This window comes from Rhodanobacter sp. MP1X3 (assembly GCF_014207165.1).
GTDB lineage: Bacteria > Pseudomonadota > Gammaproteobacteria > Xanthomonadales > Rhodanobacteraceae > Rhodanobacter.
In genome coordinates, this window is sequence record NZ_JACHCO010000003.1 from 223,358 (window position 1) to 245,528 (window position 22,171).

General features: G+C 60.1%; 17 protein-coding genes. 12 read left to right on the plus strand and 5 right to left on the minus strand.

The window, feature by feature from the left end:
- Positions 1 to 102 precede the first annotated feature (102 nt).
- Both HDE79_RS10210 and HDE79_RS10215 read left to right on the plus strand, forming a co-directional pair.
- Positions 103 to 543, plus strand: a complete 441-nt coding sequence (locus tag HDE79_RS10210) for an energy transducer TonB (RefSeq protein WP_184601865.1) — start codon at positions 103 to 105, stop codon at positions 541 to 543.
- A gap of 156 nt (positions 544 to 699) precedes the next feature.
- A complete protein-coding gene (locus HDE79_RS10215) occupies positions 700 to 1,707 on the plus strand; it encodes a class I fructose-bisphosphate aldolase (protein WP_184601866.1) in 1,008 nt (335 codons plus the stop codon).
- A gap of 125 nt (positions 1,708 to 1,832) precedes the next feature.
- Here HDE79_RS10215 and HDE79_RS10220 read toward each other — a convergent pair whose 3' ends face one another.
- A complete protein-coding gene (locus HDE79_RS10220; protein WP_184601867.1) occupies positions 1,833 to 2,516 on the minus strand; it encodes an outer membrane beta-barrel protein in 684 nt (227 codons plus the stop codon).
- A 331-nt stretch (positions 2,517 to 2,847) separates the two neighbouring features.
- Positions 2,848 to 3,567 (minus strand): porin family protein, encoded by a 720-nt coding sequence (locus HDE79_RS10225; protein WP_184601868.1) that lies wholly within the window; start codon positions 3,565 to 3,567, stop codon positions 2,848 to 2,850.
- Between the two features lie 339 nt (positions 3,568 to 3,906).
- On the opposite strand from HDE79_RS10225, the gene tkt reads away from it, so the two are divergent.
- The gene (tkt, locus tag HDE79_RS10230; RefSeq protein ID WP_184601869.1) at positions 3,907 to 5,901 is read left to right on the plus strand and encodes a transketolase; all 1,995 of its coding nucleotides are present in this window, start codon (positions 3,907 to 3,909) and stop codon (positions 5,899 to 5,901) included.
- 48 nt (positions 5,902 to 5,949) lie between these two features.
- Entirely contained in the window at positions 5,950 to 7,119 is a 1,170-nt protein-coding gene (locus tag HDE79_RS10235; protein ID WP_184601870.1) for a DegT/DnrJ/EryC1/StrS aminotransferase family protein, read from the plus strand.
- Between the two features lie 45 nt (positions 7,120 to 7,164).
- On the opposite strand, the gene HDE79_RS10240 is transcribed toward HDE79_RS10235, so the two are convergent.
- Both HDE79_RS10240 and HDE79_RS10245 read right to left on the minus strand, forming a co-directional pair.
- Positions 7,165 to 7,803, minus strand: a complete 639-nt coding sequence (locus tag HDE79_RS10240) for an HAD hydrolase-like protein (protein WP_184601871.1) — start codon at positions 7,801 to 7,803, stop codon at positions 7,165 to 7,167.
- Positions 7,803 to 8,984, minus strand: a complete 1,182-nt coding sequence (locus HDE79_RS10245) for a phosphoglycerate kinase (protein WP_184601872.1) — start codon at positions 8,982 to 8,984, stop codon at positions 7,803 to 7,805. The genes HDE79_RS10240 and HDE79_RS10245 overlap by 1 nt, the downstream gene beginning before the upstream one ends.
- 197 nt (positions 8,985 to 9,181) lie before the next feature.
- On the opposite strand from HDE79_RS10245, the gene maiA reads away from it, so the two are divergent.
- Positions 9,182 to 9,847 carry a maleylacetoacetate isomerase gene (gene maiA / locus HDE79_RS10250; RefSeq protein ID WP_184601873.1) on the plus strand — a complete coding sequence of 222 codons (666 nt, stop codon included), beginning with the start codon at positions 9,182 to 9,184 and terminating at the stop codon, positions 9,845 to 9,847.
- 7 nt (positions 9,848 to 9,854) lie between these two features.
- Here the strand turns inward: maiA and HDE79_RS10255 are convergent, their stop codons facing one another.
- Positions 9,855 to 10,970, minus strand: a complete 1,116-nt coding sequence (locus HDE79_RS10255; RefSeq protein ID WP_184601874.1) for a PilT/PilU family type 4a pilus ATPase — start codon at positions 10,968 to 10,970, stop codon at positions 9,855 to 9,857.
- Between the two features lie 169 nt (positions 10,971 to 11,139).
- On the opposite strand from HDE79_RS10255, the gene HDE79_RS10260 reads away from it, so the two are divergent.
- The 7 genes from HDE79_RS10260 (at position 11,140) to HDE79_RS10290 (ending at position 22,148) form a co-directional block, all read left to right on the plus strand.
- A complete protein-coding gene (locus HDE79_RS10260) occupies positions 11,140 to 11,817 on the plus strand; it encodes a DUF4398 domain-containing protein (RefSeq protein WP_184601875.1) in 678 nt (225 codons plus the stop codon).
- Positions 11,814 to 12,476, plus strand: a complete 663-nt coding sequence (locus tag HDE79_RS10265; protein WP_184601876.1) for a DUF4398 domain-containing protein — start codon at positions 11,814 to 11,816, stop codon at positions 12,474 to 12,476. The genes HDE79_RS10260 and HDE79_RS10265 overlap by 4 nt, the downstream gene beginning before the upstream one ends.
- A gap of 372 nt (positions 12,477 to 12,848) precedes the next feature.
- Positions 12,849 to 13,076, plus strand: coding sequence for a YdcH family protein (locus HDE79_RS10270; protein WP_184602111.1), 228 nt, complete (start codon positions 12,849 to 12,851; stop codon positions 13,074 to 13,076).
- 203 nt (positions 13,077 to 13,279) lie between these two features.
- Positions 13,280 to 14,650 carry a pyridoxal-phosphate dependent enzyme gene (locus tag HDE79_RS10275; protein WP_184601877.1) on the plus strand — a complete coding sequence of 457 codons (1,371 nt, stop codon included), beginning with the start codon at positions 13,280 to 13,282 and terminating at the stop codon, positions 14,648 to 14,650.
- A 130-nt stretch (positions 14,651 to 14,780) separates the two neighbouring features.
- Positions 14,781 to 16,613, plus strand: coding sequence for a glutamine--fructose-6-phosphate transaminase (isomerizing) (glmS, locus tag HDE79_RS10280; RefSeq protein WP_184601878.1), 1,833 nt, complete (start codon positions 14,781 to 14,783; stop codon positions 16,611 to 16,613).
- Between the two features lie 684 nt (positions 16,614 to 17,297).
- A complete protein-coding gene (locus HDE79_RS10285; protein ID WP_184601879.1) occupies positions 17,298 to 20,213 on the plus strand; it encodes a TonB-dependent receptor in 2,916 nt (971 codons plus the stop codon).
- 87 nt (positions 20,214 to 20,300) lie between these two features.
- A complete protein-coding gene (locus HDE79_RS10290) occupies positions 20,301 to 22,148 on the plus strand; it encodes a beta-galactosidase (RefSeq protein WP_343205943.1) in 1,848 nt (615 codons plus the stop codon).
- Positions 22,149 to 22,171 lie beyond the last annotated feature (23 nt).

Below are 22,171 nucleotides of genomic sequence, written 5' to 3' on the forward strand. Positions count from 1 at the left end.
ACTTGAGGGGTTCCTGATCTTTTCCAGGGTGGTGTGTCGTGCATCGAAGAGACGGCTACACTCTGACCGCACGCTTCCCAGCGCCCCACCGAGGAGATCGCCATGAAATCGATATTTCGCCCGCTAGCTCAGGGTTTGTTGCTGGCTTTGGCTCTTGGGTGCGCCGCGCCCGCGATGGCGCAGTCGCACAGAATCGACCCGCAAAATCTGTTTCATTACTGGATTTTGCTCAACACCAATGTGCAGATGGACGCACCCAACAGCGGCCTGAATCTGGACAAGCCCGGCTGCGTGGCGGTGACTTACACCGTGGGCTCGGGCGGCATTCCAATGAACGTGAAGGTGGCCAAGGTCGTACCGCGCAGCGATCTGGGCCCGGCCGCGGCCAGCGCGGTTTCCAATTTTCGCTACGGCCCGTCGCTGACCAACCACGATGGTGATCCGGTGGATACCTATTACGTCGTGCCGTTCAATTCGCCCGACGACAAGGCACAGCGCCAGACGCTGATGGATGCCTGCAAGCTGCCCGGATACAACCAGTAAGCAAGCCGTCGCCGGGCTAAAAGGCCCGTTGCTGAGCCACCGACACGTCCGTTTCGCCAATCTGGCCTATAATTCACGTTTTGAACCCTGCCGCTTCCACCCCGAAGCGGCTATCTTTTTTGCGGTCACGCATCGCCTTCGCACTACGGAGTCATCATGAGTATTGAAGATCTCGAAAGCATCGCATTGGCGATGGTTGCGCCCGGCAAGGGCATCATCGCCATCGACGAGTCGACCAACACCATTGCCAAGCGGTTCGAGTCCGTAGGCATCGAAAATACCGAAGAAAATCGTCGGGCGTACCGCGAGCTGCTGCTGACCACGCCGGGCCTGTCCGATCATATTTCCGGCGCGATCCTGTATGACGAGACGATTCGTCAGTCGACCAAGGACGGCGTGCCGTTCACCCAGATCATGAAGAAGGCCGGCATCATTCCGGGTATCAAGGTCGACAAGGGGCCGCAGCCTTTGGCCGGCTTCCCCGGTGATGTGGTCACCGAAGGTCTCGACGGTCTGCGCGAGCGCCTGCAGGAATACGCCAAGCTCGGCGCACAGTTCGCCAAGTGGCGCGCGGTGATCAACATCAGCGAAGACAACCCCAGCTCCACCGCCATCGAAGCCAACTGCCACGTGCTGGCCCGCTACGCTGCGCTGTGCCAGGAAGCGGGCATCGTGCCGATGGTTGAGCCGGAAGTGATCATGGACGGCGACCACAGCATCGAAGTCAGCTACGAGGTGCACGAAGCCGTGCTGCGCAGCCTGTTCAATGCGCTGTACGAGCAGAACGTGATGCTGGAAGGCACCATTCTGAAAGTCAGCATGGTCATTCCAGGCAAGGATTCCGACGAGCAGGTCGACGTCGAGGAAGTGGCCGAGGCTACCGTGCGCGTGCTCAAGACCACCGTGCCGGCCTCGCTGCCGGGCATCGTGTTCCTCTCCGGTGGCCAGACCGACGAGCAGTCCACGGCACACCTCAACGCGATGAACCGCATCGGGCCGCACCCGTGGCCGCTGTCGTTCTCCTACGGTCGTGCCATGCAGCAGGCGGCACTGAAGCTGTGGGCGAAAGACATGAAGGCGAACTACGCCGAAGCCCAGAAGACCGTGCATGCGCGCGCGCGCGACAATGGCCTGGCGGCGCTGGGTCAGTGGAACGCCAAGTAATTCGGTCGTTTATCCTGCTGGTTTCGTAAGCGAGATAAAAAACGGGCGCCTTAGGCGCCCGTTTTTTTTGCTCTTTAGATATCAGGGCGTCATGGAAATCCCTGACGCCCTTTTGCGAGTACTTCTTAGAAACGGTACTCGGCGCTGGCAGTCAGCGTGTTGGTGTCAAGACCGACGCGGGTGCCGGCGAACTGGCCGTTGGTCAGGCTCGGGTCGCGGTTGACGCCGTAGTAGGTGTAGTTGACGCCGACCGACCAATTCCGGTTGATATCCCAGCCCGTACCAACGCCGGCGTAGTAGCCGATATTGTTGGAGAAGCTGCGACGCACCGGGAACTCGGCATCTTCAGACAGCGTCGAACCATGCGCATCGAACACACCGCCGCGCAGGTTGATGTACCAGGCTTGAGTGAAGTTCAGACGCATCGCGCCACCGAGGGTTGGGCCTCGCAGGCTCGAGCGCGAGTCACCGATAGTGCCGCCGTTCGCCAGATAGGCGTCATTCGCGCTGGATTTTGCGTCGAACTTGCCAAGGTAGACGTAACCCAGCTCGGCGCCGACCGACATGTCCGGGCTTACGGCCCAGCGGTAGCCACCGGTTAGTGAACCGGCATAGTTGGCCTTGCGATAGGTCTGATTGTCATTGGCGCGGCTGGCGCCAAGGTCGCCATCAACATACCAACCGGAATGCGACTTCCAGCCCGACTGTGTGGTGCTGCTGTCAGTGGTGCTGGCGTCTTGCGCAAAGACTGCAGGGATGGCGAGAACGCCGGCTGTGGCGAGTGCGATAGCAAACAATGTCTTTTTCATCGGGGTGTACTCCTAATTTTTTGGGTCCGTCTGCGATTCCGGGGGTTCGGTTGAACGCAAACGGCGCACCTGCTCTAGGCGGTGCTGGTGCATTAGATGGGAATGCACCTGAAGAGTTTCAATACCGTTAAGTGCAGAATTAAGCCAGCGTTAATGTCAAGCTTTTTTAAGGACTTGCAGATGCTTGTCTGGAGGCGCGACAACAGTCTGGAGGCGCTGGGTCAGTGGAGAACATCAAGTAACGATGTCGCTCTTCGTACAAAACGAGGGATAAAAAACGGGCGCCTGGGGCGCCCGTTTTTCGTTTTGCTGGTGCTGTGAAGAGCGTTGCTTAGAAACGATACTCGGCATCCACCGACACGATACCGGTCGAGCGACGCACTGCGAAGTTCGAGTTTGTCGGGGTGTCATAAATGTTGCCGGCCGACACATGGTAGTAGTCGTACTTCACGCCTACGCCGAAGTGCTGGTTGATATCCCAGCCGGTACCGAGACCACCGTAGAAGCCGCCGCGATCGCCACCATGGAAGAGATCCTGGCTAACGGTGTCGTTATAGGCACCGCCATCGTTATTGGCATGAAAGTAGCCGCCGTGTGCACTGATATACCACTGCGGCAACAAGTTGATGCGACCGTTCGCGCCCAGCTGCCAACCGCGCAACGCGTTTTCCCTGCTGCTCTGGTTGACGGATCCACTGCTGGTCAGATTGCTGAGCTTGTAATTACCCAGATCGGTGTAACCGGCTTCTAGACCCAGACCAAGATCCTGTCCAACTTTCCAGCGGTAACCGCCAAGCACGTTGTAACCAGTGCGGCGACCGTTCTTGTTGCTGAAGAGGCTGCCAGAGCCATTGCTGAAGCCGCTGCCGAAGTCGCTGTTCTTGCTGTAGCCGTCGGTGCGGCCAGCGCTGAGGTCGACAAACCAGTTACCGCTACCGACGGGTTGGCTGGACTGATAGTTGCCGCTGGCAGGGGCCGCATCTTGTGCAAAGACAGGAGCGGCTACTAGACCAGTGGTGACGAGGGCGAGGGCGAGTAATGTCTTTTTCATGGGGAACACCTCTTCTTAAATTCTTATGCTTGGTTTTAGGCAACAACCCGTAGAGCGCCTGGGGATGCGTTCAACGGTCGTGCGCGGGGATCGCACAACATGCATTTAACACTTGGAAGCCTGAAGCCAAGCGATATCCGATTTGGAGAAATTAAGGATGAGTTAATTCGCTGATTTTTTGTTGTCACGCAGCAATGCCCGTGTGCAGTGAGCGTGATGGCGCCCATTTGCGCCGCTGCTACGACAACGAGGCAGTGCACCGGATCGGATCGGATTGGCGACAGCGATTAGCTGATCGGCGACAATTCATTTTTTGCCGAGCCTTCTGGAGATCTGCTGATGACTACCCGCCGCGAACTTGCCAACGCCGTGCGTGCCCTCGCTATGGACGCCGTCGAGGCTGCCAAGTCCGGCCATCCGGGCATGCCGATGGGTATGGCCGACATCGCCGAGGTGCTGTGGAACGACTTCCTGCAGTTCAATCCGGGTAACCCGAAGTGGGTCAATCGCGATCGCTTCGTGTTGTCCAACGGCCATGGCTCGATGCTGCAGTACGCGCTGCTGCATCTCACAGGTTTCGATTTGCCGATCGAGCAGCTCAAGCGTTTCCGCCAGCTGCACTCCAAGACCGCCGGCCATCCCGAAGCCAACGAAACGCCGGGCGTGGAAACCACCACTGGCCCGCTCGGTCAGGGTCTGGCCAACGCGGTGGGTTTCGCGCTGGCAGAGAAGACGCTCGCAGCACACTTCAACCGCCCCGGCCATGCGGTGGTCGATCATCACACCTACGTTTTCCTCGGCGATGGCTGCCTGATGGAAGGCATCTCACACGAAGCTGCCTCGCTGGCCGGTACCTGGAAGCTCGGCAAGCTGGTGGCGGTCTATGACGACAACGGCATCTCGATCGACGGCGAAGTGCACGGCTGGTTCACTGACGATACGCCGGCCCGCTTCGAATCCTATGGTTGGAACGTGATCCGTCATGTCGACGGCCACGACGCTGCGGCGATCAAGCAGGCGCTGATCCAGGCTACCTCACAGGGCGACAAGCCGACGCTGATCTGCTGCAAGACCATCATCGGTTTCGGCGCGCCGCACAAGCAGGGCAAGGAAGAAAGCCACGGCGCCCCGCTGGGCAAGGACGAGATTGCCGCCGCTCGCGATCAGCTCGACTGGCATCACGCACCGTTTGAAATTCCTGCGGACATTTATGCGGCGTGGAATGCGAAAGAGGTCGGGGCCAAGCGTGAGCAGGACTGGAACAAGATTTTTGACGCTTATGCCACAGATCACCCTGAACTGGCGGTAGAACTGAAGCGCCGCCTCGCAGGGAAATTACCGTCTGACTGGGCCGAAAAATCCCATGCCTATGTGGCGAAGATGCAGAGCGAAGGCCCAGAAGTGGCCTCGCGCAAGGCATCGCAGATGGCGCTGGATGCGTTCGGCCCGCTGCTGCCGGAATTGCTCGGTGGCTCGGCTGACCTGGCTGGCTCCAATCTCACCAAGTGGAAAGGCAGCATCGACATCAGCGAAAAAGATGGCAATTACGTGCATTACGGCGTGCGCGAGTTCGGCATGACGGCGATCGCCAATGGTGTCGCCCTGCATGGGGGCTTCATTCCGTACGATGCCACCTTCCTGGTGTTTTCCGACTACGCGCGCAATGCGGTGCGCATGAGCGCGCTGATTCCGGCGCACAACATCCATGTCTATACGCACGACTCGATCGGCCTTGGCGAGGACGGCCCGACTCATCAGCCAGTCGAGCACATGGCGACCTTGCGCTATATCCCCAACAACCACCTGTGGCGTCCGTGCGACGCGGTGGAGTCGGCGATGTGCTGGAAGCTGGCGATCGAGCGCGCTGGCGCACCGAGTTGCCTGATCTTTTCGCGGCAGACGCTCAAGCACCAGCAGCGCAGCGAACAGCAGGTCGCCGACATTGCACGGGGCGGCTACGTATTGTCCGATCCGCTGGATACGAAGTTCAAGGCGATCATCATTGCGACGGGTTCCGAAGTGGAGCTGGCGATGGAGGCGATGCGCACGCTGGCGCAGCAGGGCGTGCCTGTGCGTGTGGTGTCGATGCCATGCGCTGAGGTGTTCGACGCGCAGCCGCTGGAATACCGCGAGGGCGTGCTGCCCGGGTGGTGCCGTGCGCGTGTCGCGGTGGAGGCCGCCATCGCCGACTACTGGCGCAAATACGTGGGCCTGGATGGCGAAGTGATCGGCATGACCACCTTCGGTGCATCTGCGCCAGCACCGCAGCTGTATGAGTACTTTGGTATCACTACGCCTAATGTGGTTGATGCGGTGAAGCGGGTCGCTGGCTGAGTGAGTGTGTAAAACTAGTCACTCATTGAAATTCGGTTTCTGGTTCGCATGAGCGATTCAACAGAGGAACCTTTCCTGGTCTTCGGCGCGCCGAAGATCGGTGAGGAAGAAATCGCCGAGGTCGAAGCCTGCCTGCGCTCGGGCTGGCTCGGTACCGGTCCGCGCGTTGCGCAGTTGGAGAAGGATTTCGCTGCCTATCGACGCGTGCAAGCCAGCCAGGTCGCTGCGGTCAATTCCTGCACCGCAGCGCTGCACGTGAGCATGGTGGCCGCGTCGCTGGAACCGGGTGCCGAAGTCATCACCACGCCGCTGACGTTCTGCGCCACGGTCAATGCGATCCTGCATGCCGGATTGTCTCCAGTGATGGCCGATGTCGACCCGCGCACGCAGAACATCGATCCGGCGGCGATCGAGGCGGCGATCACGCCGCGTACGCGGGCCATCGTGCCGGTGCATTTCGCCGGCCGGCCGTGCGACATGGACGCGATCATGGCCATTGCCGAGAAGCACAGCCTGGTCGTGATCGAGGATTGTGCGCATGCCATCGAAACCGAATACCACGGCCGGCCGGCCGGCACGTTCGGTGACTTCGGCTGCTTCAGCTTCTACGTCACCAAGAATGTGACCACCGGCGAGGGCGGCATGATTCTGGGGCGCGACGAGGATCGTATTGCACGCGCACGCATTCTCGCCCTGCACGGCATGAGCAAGGATGCGTGGCATCGTTTTGGTGATGCCGGCTACAAGCATTACCAAGTGGTCGAGTGCGGTTTCAAATACAACATGATGGATTTGCAGGCGGCCATCGGCCTGCATCAGCTGGCCAAGGTAGATACACACTGGCAGCGCCGCCGCGCGATCTGGGCGTTCTATCAGCAGGCGCTGGCCGATCTGCCGCTGGAATTGCCGGCCGAACCCGAGACCGATACGCGCCACGGTTTCCACCTGTACACCGTGATGGTCGATACCGCGCGATGCCGCATCACGCGCGATGGCTTTCTCGATGCGATGAACGCCGCACGCATCGGCACCGGTGTGCACTATCTGTCGGTACCCGAACACCCGTATTACCAGCAGCGTTTTGGCTGGCGCCTGGAGCAGTGGCCGCATGCGATGCGATTGGGAAGGCAGACAGTAAGCCTGCCGCTGTCACCGGCACTGACCGATGCGGATGTTGAGCGGGTGATCGCCACGGTGCGTCGGATCATTTCGGGCTAAGCCGATAGCAGCGATCTTGGCATGCCCCGTCGTGTGCGAGACGGTTCACGGACGCAGCAGCGCATCCAGTTCGGCTGGCGCTGCCACAATCGCCGCGGCGCCGGCTAGTTCCAGTTCCTTACGATTGCCGAAGCCCCACAGTACGCCGATGCCGCGCACGCCGTTGGTCATGGCGCCTTCGATGTCATAGCGGCGATCGCCAACCATCACCGTATCGGCAGGATCGGCGTCGAAGTCTGCCAGCGCGGCGGCGATCATCGAGGCCTTTTCGCTGTGCGCGCTATTCGGATGCGGGCCGTACATGCGTAGAAACGCATCGCCGAACGGCAGATGCGCGATGATCGGCGCGGCGTGCCGCTGCGGCTTGCTGGTGACCACGGCGAGTCGATGACCGGTCGTCAGCAAGCGCTGTATCAGCAGCTCGATACCGGGATAGATGTCGTACTCGCGCCAGCCGTCGGTATGAAAGCGCTCGTGGTAATGCTCGACCGCCGCCTCGATACGCACAGGATCGTGATCCAGTAGCGGCGCGAAGCTGGTTCGCAACGGCGGCCCGATCCACTCGCGCAGTTCCTCCTGCGGTGGCGCCGGCACGTCGAGTTTTGCCAGCGCATGCTTCACGCAGGCGACGATGCCGTGCTCGGAATCGATCAAGGTGCCATCGAGGTCAAACAGGCAGAGCATTACTTGACTGCGCGGGTCTTGAGCGCGGTGACAGCCGGCAATTCCTTGCCTTCCAGGAATTCGAGAAACGCACCGCCGCCGGTGGAGATGTACGACACATCATCGGCAATGCCGTACTTTTCGACGGCTGCCAGGGTATCGCCGCCGCCAGCGATCGAGAATGCTGGCGATGCAGCGATTGCGCGCGCTAGAGTTTCGGTGCCCTTGCCGAAGGCGTCGTACTCGAACACGCCGACAGGACCGTTCCACACCACCGTGCCGGCCTTGGCGATCAGCTCGGCGTAGCGCGCCGCAGTCTCCGGCCCGATATCCAGAATCATCTCGTCTTCCTTCACCTGATGCACCGGCCTGACCGTCGCGGTGGCATTGGCGGAAAACTCCGTTGCGACAACGACATCGACCGGCATCGGCAGATCGACCTTGCGGCGTTTGGCATCGGCGATCACTTTCTTGGCGGCGTCGATCAACGCCGGCTCGAACAGCGAATTGCCGATCGAGTGACCCATGGCCGCGATAAAGGTATTGGCGATGCCGCCGCCGACAATCAACTGGTCAACCTTGCCGATGAGATTTTCGAGCAGGGTCAGCTTGGTCGATACCTTGGAGCCTGCCACGATCGCCAGCAGTGGATGCGCGGGATGTTCCAGTGCCTCACCCAGGGCATCGAGTTCCGCGCACAGCAGCGGACCAGCGGCAGCAATCGGTGCAAACTTGATCACGCCATGCGTGGATGCCTGCGCGCGATGCGCGGTGCCGAACGCGTCCATGACGAAGATGTCGCACAGCGCGGCATAGCGTTTGGCGAGTGTTTCGTCGTCCTTGCCTTCGCCGATATTCATGCGGCAATTTTCCAGCAGCACCACTTCCCCTGCGGCCACTTCAACGCCGTCGAGATAATCCGCCACCAGCCGCACCGGTGCGCCGAGCTTTTTGCTCAGCCATTCGGCAACGGGCGCCAGCGAGGATTCGGCATCGAAACGACCTTCTTTCGGCCGTCCCAGATGCGACAGCACCATCACGCGTGCGCCGGCATCGCGGGCCGCCACGATGGTTGGCAAGGAGCTATCCAGCCGCTGTGTGGAAGTGATGTGGCCGTGGTCGTCGATCGGGACATTCAGATCTTCGCGGATCAGCACGCGCTGGTCGCGCAAATCAAGGTCGCTCATGCGGATGACGGACACGGCGTAACTCCGGTAGCAGTTCGAGAGTGAAAATAGGGAGGGCTGTAGACAGCCGTCAGCCGGCTATTGTCGGCCGCCATCGGAGTCGATGCAAACCGCGTGCCAGGGCAGGGCGCCGAAAACGACGCGTGGCAGGCAGGCGTATCCATGCTCCGGCTTGGCTAAACTGCATTTTTGGCATGCAGCAGGTAACGACGATGGGCCTTGTGCTTTACGACTATTGGCGCTCTAGCGCAGCCTATCGTGTGCGCATCGCCCTGAATCTGAAAGGATTGAGCTACGAGTCACGCCAGGTGCACCTGATCCGCGACGGCGGCGAGCAGCACGCCGCGGATTACCAGGCCATCAATCCGCAGCAGTTGGTTCCAGCGCTGCTCGACGGCGAGCGGGTGATCACGCAGTCGCTGGCCATCATGGAATACCTCGACGAAACCCACCCCGAGACGGCGTTGCTACCGGCCGATGCGCGGGGCAGGGCGCGGGTGCGGGCGCTGGCCATGACGGTGGCCAGTGACGCCCATCCGATCGGCAATCTGCGCGTTTTGCAGTATCTCCAGTCGCAGCTCAATGTCGATGAACTGCAGCGGGTTGAGTGGTCACGGCACTGGATCGCCGTGAGCTTCAGCGCGCTGGAAACCATGCTGGCCGGTAATGCAGCCACCGGCCGTTACTGTCACGGTGACGTGCCCGGCATGGCCGACGCCTGTCTGGTGCCGCAGTTCTATAACGCACTGCGCTGGAAGCTGTCGCTGGAAGAGTATCCGACGCTGCAGCGGATCTACGGGGAATGCAACGCGCTGGAAGCGTTTCAGCGGGCGGCGCCGGAAGCCCAGCCGGATGCGCCGGTTGCATCGCCTGCCTAAGCGGTTTCTAGAACCCCATACCGTAAGGATCGTTACCGGCCAACTCCTGATTGTCGGTACCGCCGCCCTCGGCTAGACGGATTTTCAACGACAGGCCGTCGCGTGAATCGGACTTATTGAGTGCTTCTTCCAGCGACACGCGGCCGTCCTTGTACAGCCGGTACAACGACTGATCGAACGTCTGCATGCCTTCCTGCAGGCTGCGATCCATCGCTTCCTTGATCTCGTGGGTCTGGCCACGGCGGATCATGTCGCGGATCAGTGGTGTGTTCAGCAGTACCTCGGCGGCGGGAATGCGGCGGCCGTCCTTGCCCACCACCAGACGCTGGCTGATCACCGCGCGCAGATTGAGCGCCAGATTCATCAACACGTTCTTGTGTGACGCCTCGGGGAAGAAATTGAGGATGCGCTCCAGCGTCTGATCGGCATTGTTCGAGTGCAGCGTGGCCAGGCACAGGTGACCGGTTTCGGAAAACGCGATCGCCGCTTCCATCGTCTCGGTGTCGCGTATTTCGCCGATCATGATGACGTCCGGCGCCTCGCGCATCGCGTTTTTCAGCGCCTCGTTATAGCTGTGTGTGTCCAGGCCCACTTCGCGCTGGTTGACGATCGACTTCTTGTGCCGATGCAGATACTCGATCGGGTCCTCGATCGTCAGGATGTGGCCCGGTGTATTGATGTTGCGGTGATCGATCATCGCCGCCAGCGTGGTGGATTTGCCTGAACCGGTAGCGCCAACCACCAGGATCAGTCCGCGCGGCTCCATGATCAGGTCGCGGAAAATATTCGGCAGCTGCAGCTGGTCAATGCTGGGAATCTCGCTCTTGATCGCGCGGATGACCATGCCGACTTCGCCGCGCTGCTTGAACACGTTGATGCGGAAACGGCCGGCTTCCTTGACCGCCAGTGCCATGTTCAGCTCCAGCGTGCGCTCGAACTGTGGCACCTGGCCTTCGTCCATCAGCGAATAGGCGATCTTCTTGACCATGCCGGCCGGCAGGCCGGTATTGCCGAGTGGATAAAGCTTGCCTTCGACCTTGATGTTTACCGGCGCGCCAGTCGTCAGGAACATGTCCGACGCACCTTTGTCTACCATAAGCTTGAGGAAGTAACCGATATCCACGTGTAGCCTCTGTTATGAATGCGCCAGTTACGATGGCGTCTGTTTCCGAGTCATTACGCACGCATTGTGCGTGCAAATGATGCATCAAGGCCATGTGTCGAGAAATTGCGCGTTGCAATAATGGATTATGCCCGCCCACAATACGACGCGACACTCTATGAGGAATGTGATGGTGCACATCTTTTCCCGAACGGCCGGCTCCCTGGGCCGCCTTCCGGCAGCAAGCGCCTTGCTGGCGCTGGTTTTGACGCTGGGCGGCTGCGCCTCGGCGCCGCCGCCCAATGATTCGATGAATGAGGCTCAGTCACGCCTGCAGACGGCACGTGACGCGGGTGCTGCGGACTATGCCCCGGTTGATCTCGGTTTTGCGCAGGACAAATTCCAGCAGGCGCAAGCGGCATTCGCCGATCGCAAATATGCCGATGCGACCAATCTGGCGGAAGAATCGCGTGCCGATGCCGAACTGGCCACTGCCAAGGCGCGATTAGGCGCGGCACGGGCACAGATCCGGAACAAGACGCAGGACAACGCCAGCCTGCGTGCGGAGGGCCAGCAGGTCGAGGCCGCGGCCGAGCAGCGGGAGCAGCAGGAACAACAGCAGTTGCAGCAGCAACAGCAACAGATGCAGGCCGATCCGGCCAACGCGAGTTCCAGCAGCATTCCGACACCTACCCCGGCAGACATGCCAGCGCCCTCTTCGTCGGCTCTTTCCCAACCGTCGCAGGGCGGTGGCTTCCAGACGATGCCCGATCAGACCTTGCCCGATCAGACGCTGCCCCAGCCGTCATCCGGTCAGCCTGTCGACCCCAATAATCCCGATGCTACCAACCAAGGAGGCCACCCATGAGGCGATTTACCGTCACTTTCGCCGCTTTGGCGATGGCCTTGGTCGCTACAGGCGCTTACGCCAGCAAGAACGATGACATCAATCGGCTGACCGGCAGCCTTGACCAGCTAGCCAATGACCCGACTCTGGGCAACTATGCCCAGGCGGAGCAGGCGCGCGCCCGCGATGCCATCAATCGGCTGACGCAGGCCAAATCGCGAGATCGTCCACACGATCTTTATCTCGCCGAGCGTCGCGTCGATCTGGCCAAGGCCGCCGCACAGTTGCAGGATGCCCAGGTCAAGTCGACCCAACTGGATCGTGAACATGATCAGATTCTGCTCGACAACAGCCGTAATGAGGCTGACATAGCGCGGCGCGAACTGGAGCGTCAGCGCGTGCAATACCAGCTGGCGCAGGAAGAGTCTGCCCGCCTGCAGCAGCAGGGTGAGGCAGCGTCACAAGCGGCCGATCAGGCGCGCGCCGAAGCTGATCAGGCGAAGAAGCTCGCCGCGGCACAGAGCAAGGTCGCTGGCGCCGCGCGTCGTGAGGCTGCACTGGCCGCGCAAGCCGCCAAGGCGATGCGCTCGCAGATGCAGGGCGGGGATTCCAGTTCCTCTGACACGCCAGCGCCCACTACACACAAAAAGCCTAAAAAGCAGCCGGACGATCAGCAGTAAGACACTTCGTGATGGGACCCGGTGCCCGTCACGAGCAGTTGATCACTTTAGGCGACTAGCCTACTGCGGTCGACTGGCTAAAACGGCCAATCAAACCGCCAACAAGTCGTCTTTGTGACATCGTACGTATCGCGTCTATCAGCGTCTTCCGGGTTCAGTCAGGCGGCTTGCACTGCTCTGATCGGAAGAGTACGGTCAATCTTCCACGCTGCATCTTTCAGTGTGGGTAATAGACGCGAGTTATCAGTCTGTTTTGCCCTGCATCGGTGTCTCGGTGCAGACCATGCGAGACGAGCAGGCGCATTGAGTTCAAGCGTCTTCGGATGCCCGGTTTCAGAGCATCCGCCAATCCACTTTCGAGGAGGTCGGATCATGTTTGAAAACCTGCGGCGTGATGATGTCGAAGCATTGATGAAAACGGACGCTGAATTTCGCCGGCTCTACCAGCACCACAAGCATCTGGATAGCAAAGTACACGACGCCGATATCGGCGTGTTGCCCATTGATGACGCAACCTTGAGCAGCATGAAAAAAGAAAAGCTGCAGGCGAAGGTTCGACTTGAGCGCATGTGGGCAGATCGCGCGCCGATCATCCACTGATCCCGCGCGGCTTTTCATAGATAAATTCTCAGCTAAACTCATACACATTGCGGCTCTGGTTCTCTGCTTTTCGAAGTTGGAGAACCGGGGCCGCTGTGCTTATGACGCTTCAAAAAGCTTGCAATGGGATGGCTCGGTTATCATGGCGGTCTTTTCAGGTCGACGCGCCAGGCGTAGGCCAAGCTTCCAGCCTTGGAGTTTTCATGACCGTCCACCAGAGTGTTCTTGAACTGATCGGGCGAACCCCGGTGGTTCGCGCGCAGCGTATGGATACCGGATTGTGCGAGTTGTTCCTCAAGCTCGAGAGTACCAATCCCGGTGGCTCGATCAAGGATCGTATCGGCTTGTCGATGGTCGAGGGCGCGGAAAAGGCTGGCAAGATCAAGCCGGGCGACACCCTGGTGGAAGGCACGGCAGGCAATACCGGTCTCGGTCTGGCGCTGGTTGCCCAGCAGAAGGGCTATCGGTTGATCCTCGTGGTGCCGGACAAGATGAGCCGCGAGAAGATCTTCAACCTCAAGGCGATGGGCGCCGAGGTCGTGTTGACCCGTTCGGACGTGGCCAAAGGTCATCCCGAGTACTACCAGGATATGGCCGAGCGCATTGCGCGCGAAACGCCCGGCACCTATTTCATCAATCAGTTCGGCAACCCGGACAATCCGGCGGCACATGTGCAGACCACAGGTCCGGAAATGCTGGAGCAGATGGATGGCAACATCGATGCGGTCGTTGTCGGCTGCGGCTCGTCCGGTACGATCACTGGCCTGTCGCGTTACTTTGCCGAACACTCGCCGCACACCGAGCTGATCCTGGCCGACCCGGTTGGATCGATTCTTACCCAATACATCAACGAGGGCACGCTCTCGACCAAGTCCGCCAGCTGGATGGTCGAAGGCATCGGTGAGGATTTCCTGCCTTCGATCAGCGATTTCACACGGGTCACCAAAGCCTTTGCGATCACCGACAAGGAAAGCTTCCTCACCGCGCGCGAGCTGCTGGCGAAGGAAGGTCTGCTGGGTGGTTCGTCCACCGGCACGCTGGTAGCTGCGGCGCTGAAGTACTGCCAGGAACAGACGCGGCCCAAGCGTGTGCTGACGCTGGTCTGCGATACCGGCAACAAGTATCTGTCGAAGATGTACAACGACTACTGGATGCTCGACAACGGTTTTCTCGAACGTGAGCCGCACGGCGATCTACGTGATCTGCTGTTGCGTCCCTTCGCGCAGCGCGACACCGTGGTCATCGGTCCGCACGAATTGCTGATTACCGCCTATAACCGCATGAAGCTTTACGACGTGTCGCAGCTGCCGGTGATGGATGGTCACAAGCTGGTCGGCATCGTCGACGAGTCGGACGTGCTCATGCATGTGCATGCCGACGAGACGCGTTTCCGCGATCCGGTGTCCACCGCAATGATGAGCAACTTGCAGATGTTGTCCGTGAGTGAACCGATCGAATCGCTACTGCCGGTGTTCGAGCGCGGGCATGTGGCGATCGTGGTGGACGGCGAGCAGTTCCTGGGCCTGATCACCCGTATCGATCTGTTGAACTATCTGCGGCGCAAGGTGAACTAAGCATGGATTTGGCCACATCTCCGGCAGACGGTTTTGCCGGATGATGAAAGCTGGCAGCAATGCGTCTTTGCCAAAGTCAACGTTTGTGAGGGAGCCTGGAGCCCCACAATAACCTCAAGGTGACTTGCCCATGTGTGGAATTGTTGCAGCCGCCGCCCAGCGGGATGTTGCGCCGCTGCTGATCGTTGGCCTCAAGGCGCTCGAATACCGCGGCTACGACTCCTCTGGCATTGCGGTGCTTGATCGTGGCGCCGTCCAGCGCGTGCGCGCCAAAGGCAAGGTTCGCGAGATGGAAGCGCTGTATCTCGCCGATCCGTTTCCCGGCGGCACCGGCATAGCGCACACGCGCTGGGCCACACATGGCGTACCGAACGAAGCCAACGCGCATCCACACGTCGCCGGCCGCGTGGCCATCGTGCATAACGGCATCATCGAAAATTACGTCAGCCTGCGTAATGAGCTACAGGTGAAAGGCCACGTATTCACCTCGGATACCGATACCGAAGTCATGGCGCTGCTGATCGAAGAGCGTATCGCCGCTCAAGGCATGAACTTGCGCGAGGCCGTGCTCGCCACCGTGCGCGAGTTGGAAGGCGCGTATGCGATCGCCGTGATCAGCCGCGATGAACCCGGTCACGTGGTGGGTGCACGCCGCGGCGCGCCGCTGCTGGTGGGCCTGGGCATTGGTGAAAACTTCCTTGGCTCAGATGCGCAGGCACTGATCCAGGTCACCAACAAAATGCTGTATCTCGACGAAGACGATGTCGTCGAGATCACCCGCGACAGCGTGCAGGTTTACGGTCTCGATGGTGCGCCGGTCGAGCGCGTAGTGCACGAGAGCGAGCTGTCGTCCGATGCGGTGGAACGCGGCGAATACCGTCACTACATGCAGAAGGAAATCTTCGAGCAGCCGCGTGCCGTGGCCGACACGCTGGAAGCGCGCATCGGTCCGAAGGGCGTGCTGCCGAATATCTTCGGCATCGATAGTGATGCGCTGCTGCAGCGCGCGCGCGCGCTGCACATCATCGCCTGCGGCACCAGCTATCACGCCGGTCTGGTGGCCAAGTACTGGATCGAGGAATACGCGCGGCTGCCGGTCAGCGTCGAAGTAGCCAGCGAATATCGCTACCGTGATGCCGTGGTTCCGCTCGATACGCTGTTCGTGGCCATCTCGCAGTCCGGCGAAACGGCCGACACGCTGGCTGCTCTGCGTGAGTCGCGCCGCCGCGGCTATCTCGGTACGTTGGCGATCTGTAACGTGCCTGAGTCTTCGTTGGTACGCGAGGCAGACCTGAAACTGATGACGCGCGCCGGTCCGGAAATCGGCGTCGCATCGACCAAGGCTTTCACTACTCAGCTTGCTGGGCTGGCGCTGCTGGCACTCGAGCTGGCACGTCGTAATGGATTGGACCCCGAGCGCTACGCGATGCTATGCGCCGAGTTGCTGCATCTGCCGCGCGCGATCGAAAACGCGCTGAAACTGGAGCCGGCGATCATCACGCTGGCGGCCGAATTCATCCATCACGAGCATGCGCTGTTTCTCGGCCGCGGCGCGCATTACCCGGTAGCGCTGGAAGGCTCGCTCAAGCTCAAGGAAATTTCCTATATCCATGCGGAAGCCTACCCGGCCGGCGAACTCAAACATGGGCCGCTGGCCTTGGTCGACGAAAACATCCCAGTAGTCGCCGTAGCGCCGAATGGCCCGCTACTCGACAAACTCAAATCCAACCTGCAGGAAGTGCGCGCCCGCGGCGGCCGCTTGATCGTTTTTGCTGACGGTGCTGCCGGCATGGACGATATGGCAGCGTATGGCGCGATGCTCCGTGTCGACTCCGGCGGCAGCTTCATCGCACCGGCCGTATTCACCGTGCCGCTGCAATTGCTGGCTTATCACGTGGCAGTGCTGCGTGGCACGGATGTCGATCAACCGCGTAATCTGGCTAAATCAGTCACGGTGGAATAAGCGGCATATAGATAAAAAGCCGGGTGTAAATCTCGAATTAAAGATCTATCCCGGATGCTTGCTCATTACGGCGAGAGGCTTCGAGCACTGTCGCGGCGAAGTTTTCTCGGATGCATTGTCGCCGATCCTGCGTGACAAGTTCTTAGAAACCAAACACGCCGAATCGCGTCGTATGCATGGCACCGAAATGCTGGCGTCCCCCTCGCGTTTCCTAGGCGAAATGCCCGCCAAATTGATCGACGAAGTACGCCCCCCGCGTGCAGGTCAGCCATACGATCTACGCCGCCGCTTTGCCGGCACCTCAACGGCTGAAGAAGAACCGCTACGACAGTGCCATCAGCCTCCGGCCTCGTGAAGGCTGCGCAGAGGCCCTTCCTGCCCACCCCGGCATTGATGCTGCGGCGCAACTTGCCGACCTGTCCATGAATAGTATTATCAAATAATAAGACAATACGAAATCGCACGATCGGGATAAGACGCGACAGCGAGGGGCTGTCGGATCGCTTCGGGATGTGACGGGCGAAGAACTTTGGAGCGGCTGCGTGCTGCCTGAGGAATCGGGCCAACGAAGCAGGTGTGACATCGCATGAATTGCCGGCGAAGCGTCGCTTGACGTCGCGCAGCCATCATGCCGGGGGTTGACGGGCATTCCATTCAGGGCATTCCACATTCAAGGGGCAATCCATGCAACGAACCAAAATGGCGATTTCGGTGCACCAGGCACTGGCGGCAATAGGCGCCGCCTGCCTGATCGGTTACAGCGTGCAGGGGCACGCGCAAACCAGCACAGCCACGCCGACAGCGACTGCGACTGCGGCAGCCAGCGCCACGGCATCGACGCCATCGGATCAGGGCAACCCTGGCGGGGATGCCAAGAAAAAAACCGACGACAAAACCGTGACCACGCTGAATGAGGTCGCGGTGACCGGCCAGCTGGCGGCGATCCGGCGGGCACAGGCCATCAAGCAGGATGCCGTCAATGTGGTGGATTCGGTTTCCGCGGAAGAGGCAGGGAAATTTCCCGATCCGAATGTCGCCGATGCCCTGCAGCGTGTGCCCGGTGTGTCGGTGAATCGCAGCGGCGGCGAATCCAGCCAGATTGCCATTCGCGGCTTTGGCCCCGAATTTGTCGCCGTGACGATCAACGACCGCCAGATGGCCACGGCCTCCGGTTCGCGTGCCTTCAATTTCGATGTGCTGCCGTCTGAAATCATCAGCGTCGCCCAGGTCAACAAGACCTCGTCGGCGGACATTCCCGAAGTCGACATCGGCGGCGTGGTCAACATCCAGACCGCGCGTCCGCTGGACTTCCATGGCTTCCACGGCGCGTGGAGCGGGGCAGGCGTCAACAGCAACCTGACCGGGGACTGGCAGGGCAAGACCACGCCCAAGGCATCGGGTGTCTTCGGCTGGACGAATTCGGACAATACCTTCGGTTGGCTCGCCTCGGCCACCTATTCCAAGCGCAAGGATACCCAGCTCAATACGCAGGCCAATTCCTGGTATGCCAACCAGAACATTTCTCAGCTGTCGCCAGGCCCTGGCACTGCCGGCTACACCAATGTTGCGGTGCCCGAGACCCTGGCCAGCAACGTCGTCGACGAGACACGTACGCGCAAGGGCTTCAGCGGCGCCATCGATTGGAAGCCGATCGATCGGCTGACCGTTCAGTTCGACACCTTGTATTCGAGCTACAAGGTCGATCCGCTGGAGCACGAGTTCGGCCAGTACGGCAATACCGCCGATATCCAGTCGTTGACGACCGACGCCAACAACACGGTGACCAGCTTCACGCGTAACAGCTCGGGTCCCAACGTCATGGCGAACGACTATGTGATGTCGTACACGCCGAGCTATGAAAAGAGCTATCAGAACGGCTTGAACCTCGGTTTCGACATCAACGAGTCGACCAAGCTCAGCCTCGATATCTCCAATTCCAAGGCTTGGAACAAGCAAAGCCCCAACGGTTACTTCCTCGTGATCGGCGCAAAGAACTTCGGCGTCAATCCGACCTGGACCAACAACGGCGACAACGAACCGCCGAGCTACTCCAATATTCTTTCGTCGACGGACGAGGGGGATTTGGATGCGCATTGCTGCAATGCGGGCTCTGGCAACAACGTTACCAACAACGTCAACGAATACCAGATCAACTTGACGAAAAGCTTCAAGGACGGCGTGCTTTCCGAGCTGGATTTTGGCGGGCAGATCACCGATCAGTCGGTCAAGTCGGTCAGTTGGGGAACGCCCGACAGCATCCTTTGCAATGCCTATTGCGGCTACAGCATTGCCGTTCCACCGGATGCTGTGGGTGCTTATATCTATACGGCGCCGCCCAAGATCAGCGGGGTTTCTTCACCGGGCTTACCATCGCAATGGATCCAATACGATCCGCGCGCCTACCTCGCTTGGCTCGCCTCGCCAGCGGCCTACAACCAGTTGTCCGCTGCCAAGCGTGCGGCGCTGCTTGCGGGTCTGGCCGCCAACGGGGGCACCTTGAATGCGGCGCCAAACCCGGGCAGCTACAACAAGGTGACCGAGAACGAGAAGTCATTCTTCGGCAAGGCCGTGTTTGAAGGCACGGTGTGGGAGAAGCCCTGGGCGCTGGATGTCGGTGTGCGCTATATGGACATTGATTCGACGTCCACGGCGATCAACCAGCCGCCGATCAGCTACTACATCGATCCGAACGACACCAGTGATGGCCAGGTCACCTATGGCGCGCTGGCGCCGGAGTCCGCCGACGGTGGGTATCACAAGTGGCTGCCGTCGCTGAACTTCAAGCTGAACCTGCTCGATAACCTGGTCTATCGCTTTTCGGTATCCAAGACGCTGACCCCGCCGGAACTGAGCAACCTGTACTACAACAGGAGCTTCGGTACGCGTCCGAACTCGCTGACCATCTCGCAAGGCAATCCGCAGCTGCAGCCGTATACGTCGCGGAACTTCGACACGGGTTTGGAATGGTACATCGATGATGCGAGCTACATCGCGCTGGAAGGCTTCTACAAGAAGGTCAGCAACTTCAGCACGCTGGTCAGCACGCCGGTGGAATTCCTGACGAACCAGGCCAATGGCCAGCCGCTGATCTGGTCGCTGACCCAGCCAATCAACCTGAACTCATCGAATATCTACGGCGAAGAATTCACCTTCAACTACCAGTTCACCCACATCCTGCCCGATCCGTTCGATGGCCTGGGCGTCGCCGTCAACTACACACGCGTCTCCAGCAGCACCAACCTGAGCCCAGGCACGATCGCTGCCTCGGGCAAGTTCGCAGTGCCCGGCATCGGTAACTCGGCCAACGCGAGCCTGTACTACGAGAAGGGTCCGGTGCAGGTGCGTCTTGCGTACAACTGGCGTGGTTCGTATCTGGAGAGCCTGGCCTACGGTTCCGGCGCGCAACCGGCAACGCGAGACTCCTATGGCCAGCTCGACCTGAGCGCGAGCTACGACCTCAACAAGTACCTGTCGGTGTTCGTATCCGGCACTAACCTGACCCATCAGCACCTCTACGATTACTCCGTCTACCCGAATCGGTTCCTTTATGCCGAAGCGGATGGCACGGTGTACACGGTCGGTTTCCGCGGCACCTTCTGAGGTGTTTTCGATGGAATGAGTGCTGTCTAACTGGCATCGGCTCCGCGGATGATGCCGCGGAGCTGAGTCTTGCAACGAGGTATTTCAGTGAGTTCATTGAGAAACGTCTTAACCGGTGTGCTGCTCGGTGCATTGTTCTCCGGCAACATGATGGCAGCGCCGGCACCAGCCAATCACGGCCTCGCCGTCGAGCAGGGCCACTTCATGCTCGATGGCAAGCCGTTTCGGATCATCTCCGGCGAGATGCATTACGCCCGAGTGCCGCGTGAATATTGGCGAGCGCGCCTGAAGATGGCCAAGGCGATGGGCCTCAATACCATTACCACCTACGTGTTCTGGAACGCGCACGAAGCGACGCCTGGCCACTACGACTTCAGTGGGCAGAACGACGTCGCCGAATTCATCCGTGAGGCGCAGCAGGAAGGCCTGTATGTGATTCTTCGACCGGGCCCCTATGTGTGTTCCGAGTGGGAGTTCGGCGGGTTTCCGGCCTGGTTGCTGAAGGACCCCGATACCAAGGTGCGCAGCACCGATCCGAAATTCATGCAGCCGGCGCAGCGTTGGTTGCATCGGTTGGGCCAGGAGCTGGCGCCACTGCAACTCACGCACGGCGGCAACATCATCGCCGTGCAGGTAGAGAACGAATACGGCAGCTTCGGCAAGGATGACAGTCCTTACCTGCAGCAGATTCGCCAGGGCCTGCTCGACAGCGGCTTCGACACATCACTGCTGTTTACCTCCGATAGCGCCCAGCAGCCCGGCTCGTTGCCGGGCTTGCTCAAGGTGATCAACTTCGGCGTCGGTCACGCGCGCGAGAAATTCGCCAAGCTGCATACGTGGCAATCTACCGGCCCTTACATGGCCGGCGAATACTGGGTGGGCTGGTTCGATCATTGGGGTGCACCGCATCACGTTGCCGATCCAAAGAAAGTGGCGAGCGAACTGACCTGGATGCTGCAGCAAGGGTATTCGGTCAATTTCTACATGTTTCATGGCGGCACCTCATTTGGCTGGATGAACGGCGCCAACTGGGATGACGACAATTACCAGCCCGACGTCACCAGCTACGACTACGACAGTCCGCTGGATGAAAGCGGTCGGCCCACGCCAAAGTACAATGCAATGCGCCAGGTGATCGCCAAGGAAACCGGCGCCACACTGCCGCCGGTGCCGGCAACGCCGTCCACGCAGGCGATCGATGGCATCAAGCTGGATGAAGCGGTTTCACTGTGGGATGTCTTGCCGACACCTACGGCATCGCATGAACTCAAGACCATGGAAGCCTTGGATCAGGCGTACGGCGATATTCTCTATCGTAAGCGCATGGTGACCGATGCCTCCGGCGAACTACGCATCGATGGCTTGCACGATTACGCGCTGGTCTACGTCAACGGCAGGCTCGTTGGCACGCTCGATCGCCGGCTGAAGCAGGATCATCTATCGCTCAAGCTTGCCAAGGGCGATACGCTGGATCTGCTGGTGCAGAACGACGGACGTATCAACTTCGGCGAGAAGCTGCTCGCCGAGCGCAAGGGCATTTTGGGGTCTGTCAGTCTGCAGGGCAGGGCACTGCAGGATTGGCAAATCTATTCGTTGCCGTTCACCGGCAATAGCGCGTTGAACTACAACCGTGGCCCATGCCGGCATGCACCGTGTTTCTATCGCGGCACGTTCAATGCTCCCGTTTCCGGAAGCGCCGCCGCGGACACCTTCCTGGACACAGCCGGCCTCGGCAAGGGCTTCGTCTGGCTCAACGGGCACCCGTTGGGCCGGGTCTGGAGCATTGGCCCGCAACGTACGTTGTACGTGCCCGGTGTCTGGCTGAAGCCCAGCGGCAATCATCTGGTGGTGATGGATTTGCTGGTAGAAGGCCAGCCGGTACTCGCCACGCGAAAGCAGCCCATGCTTGGCACACCCACGGTACCGATGCCATGACGCATGACATGGTGTGATCGCTG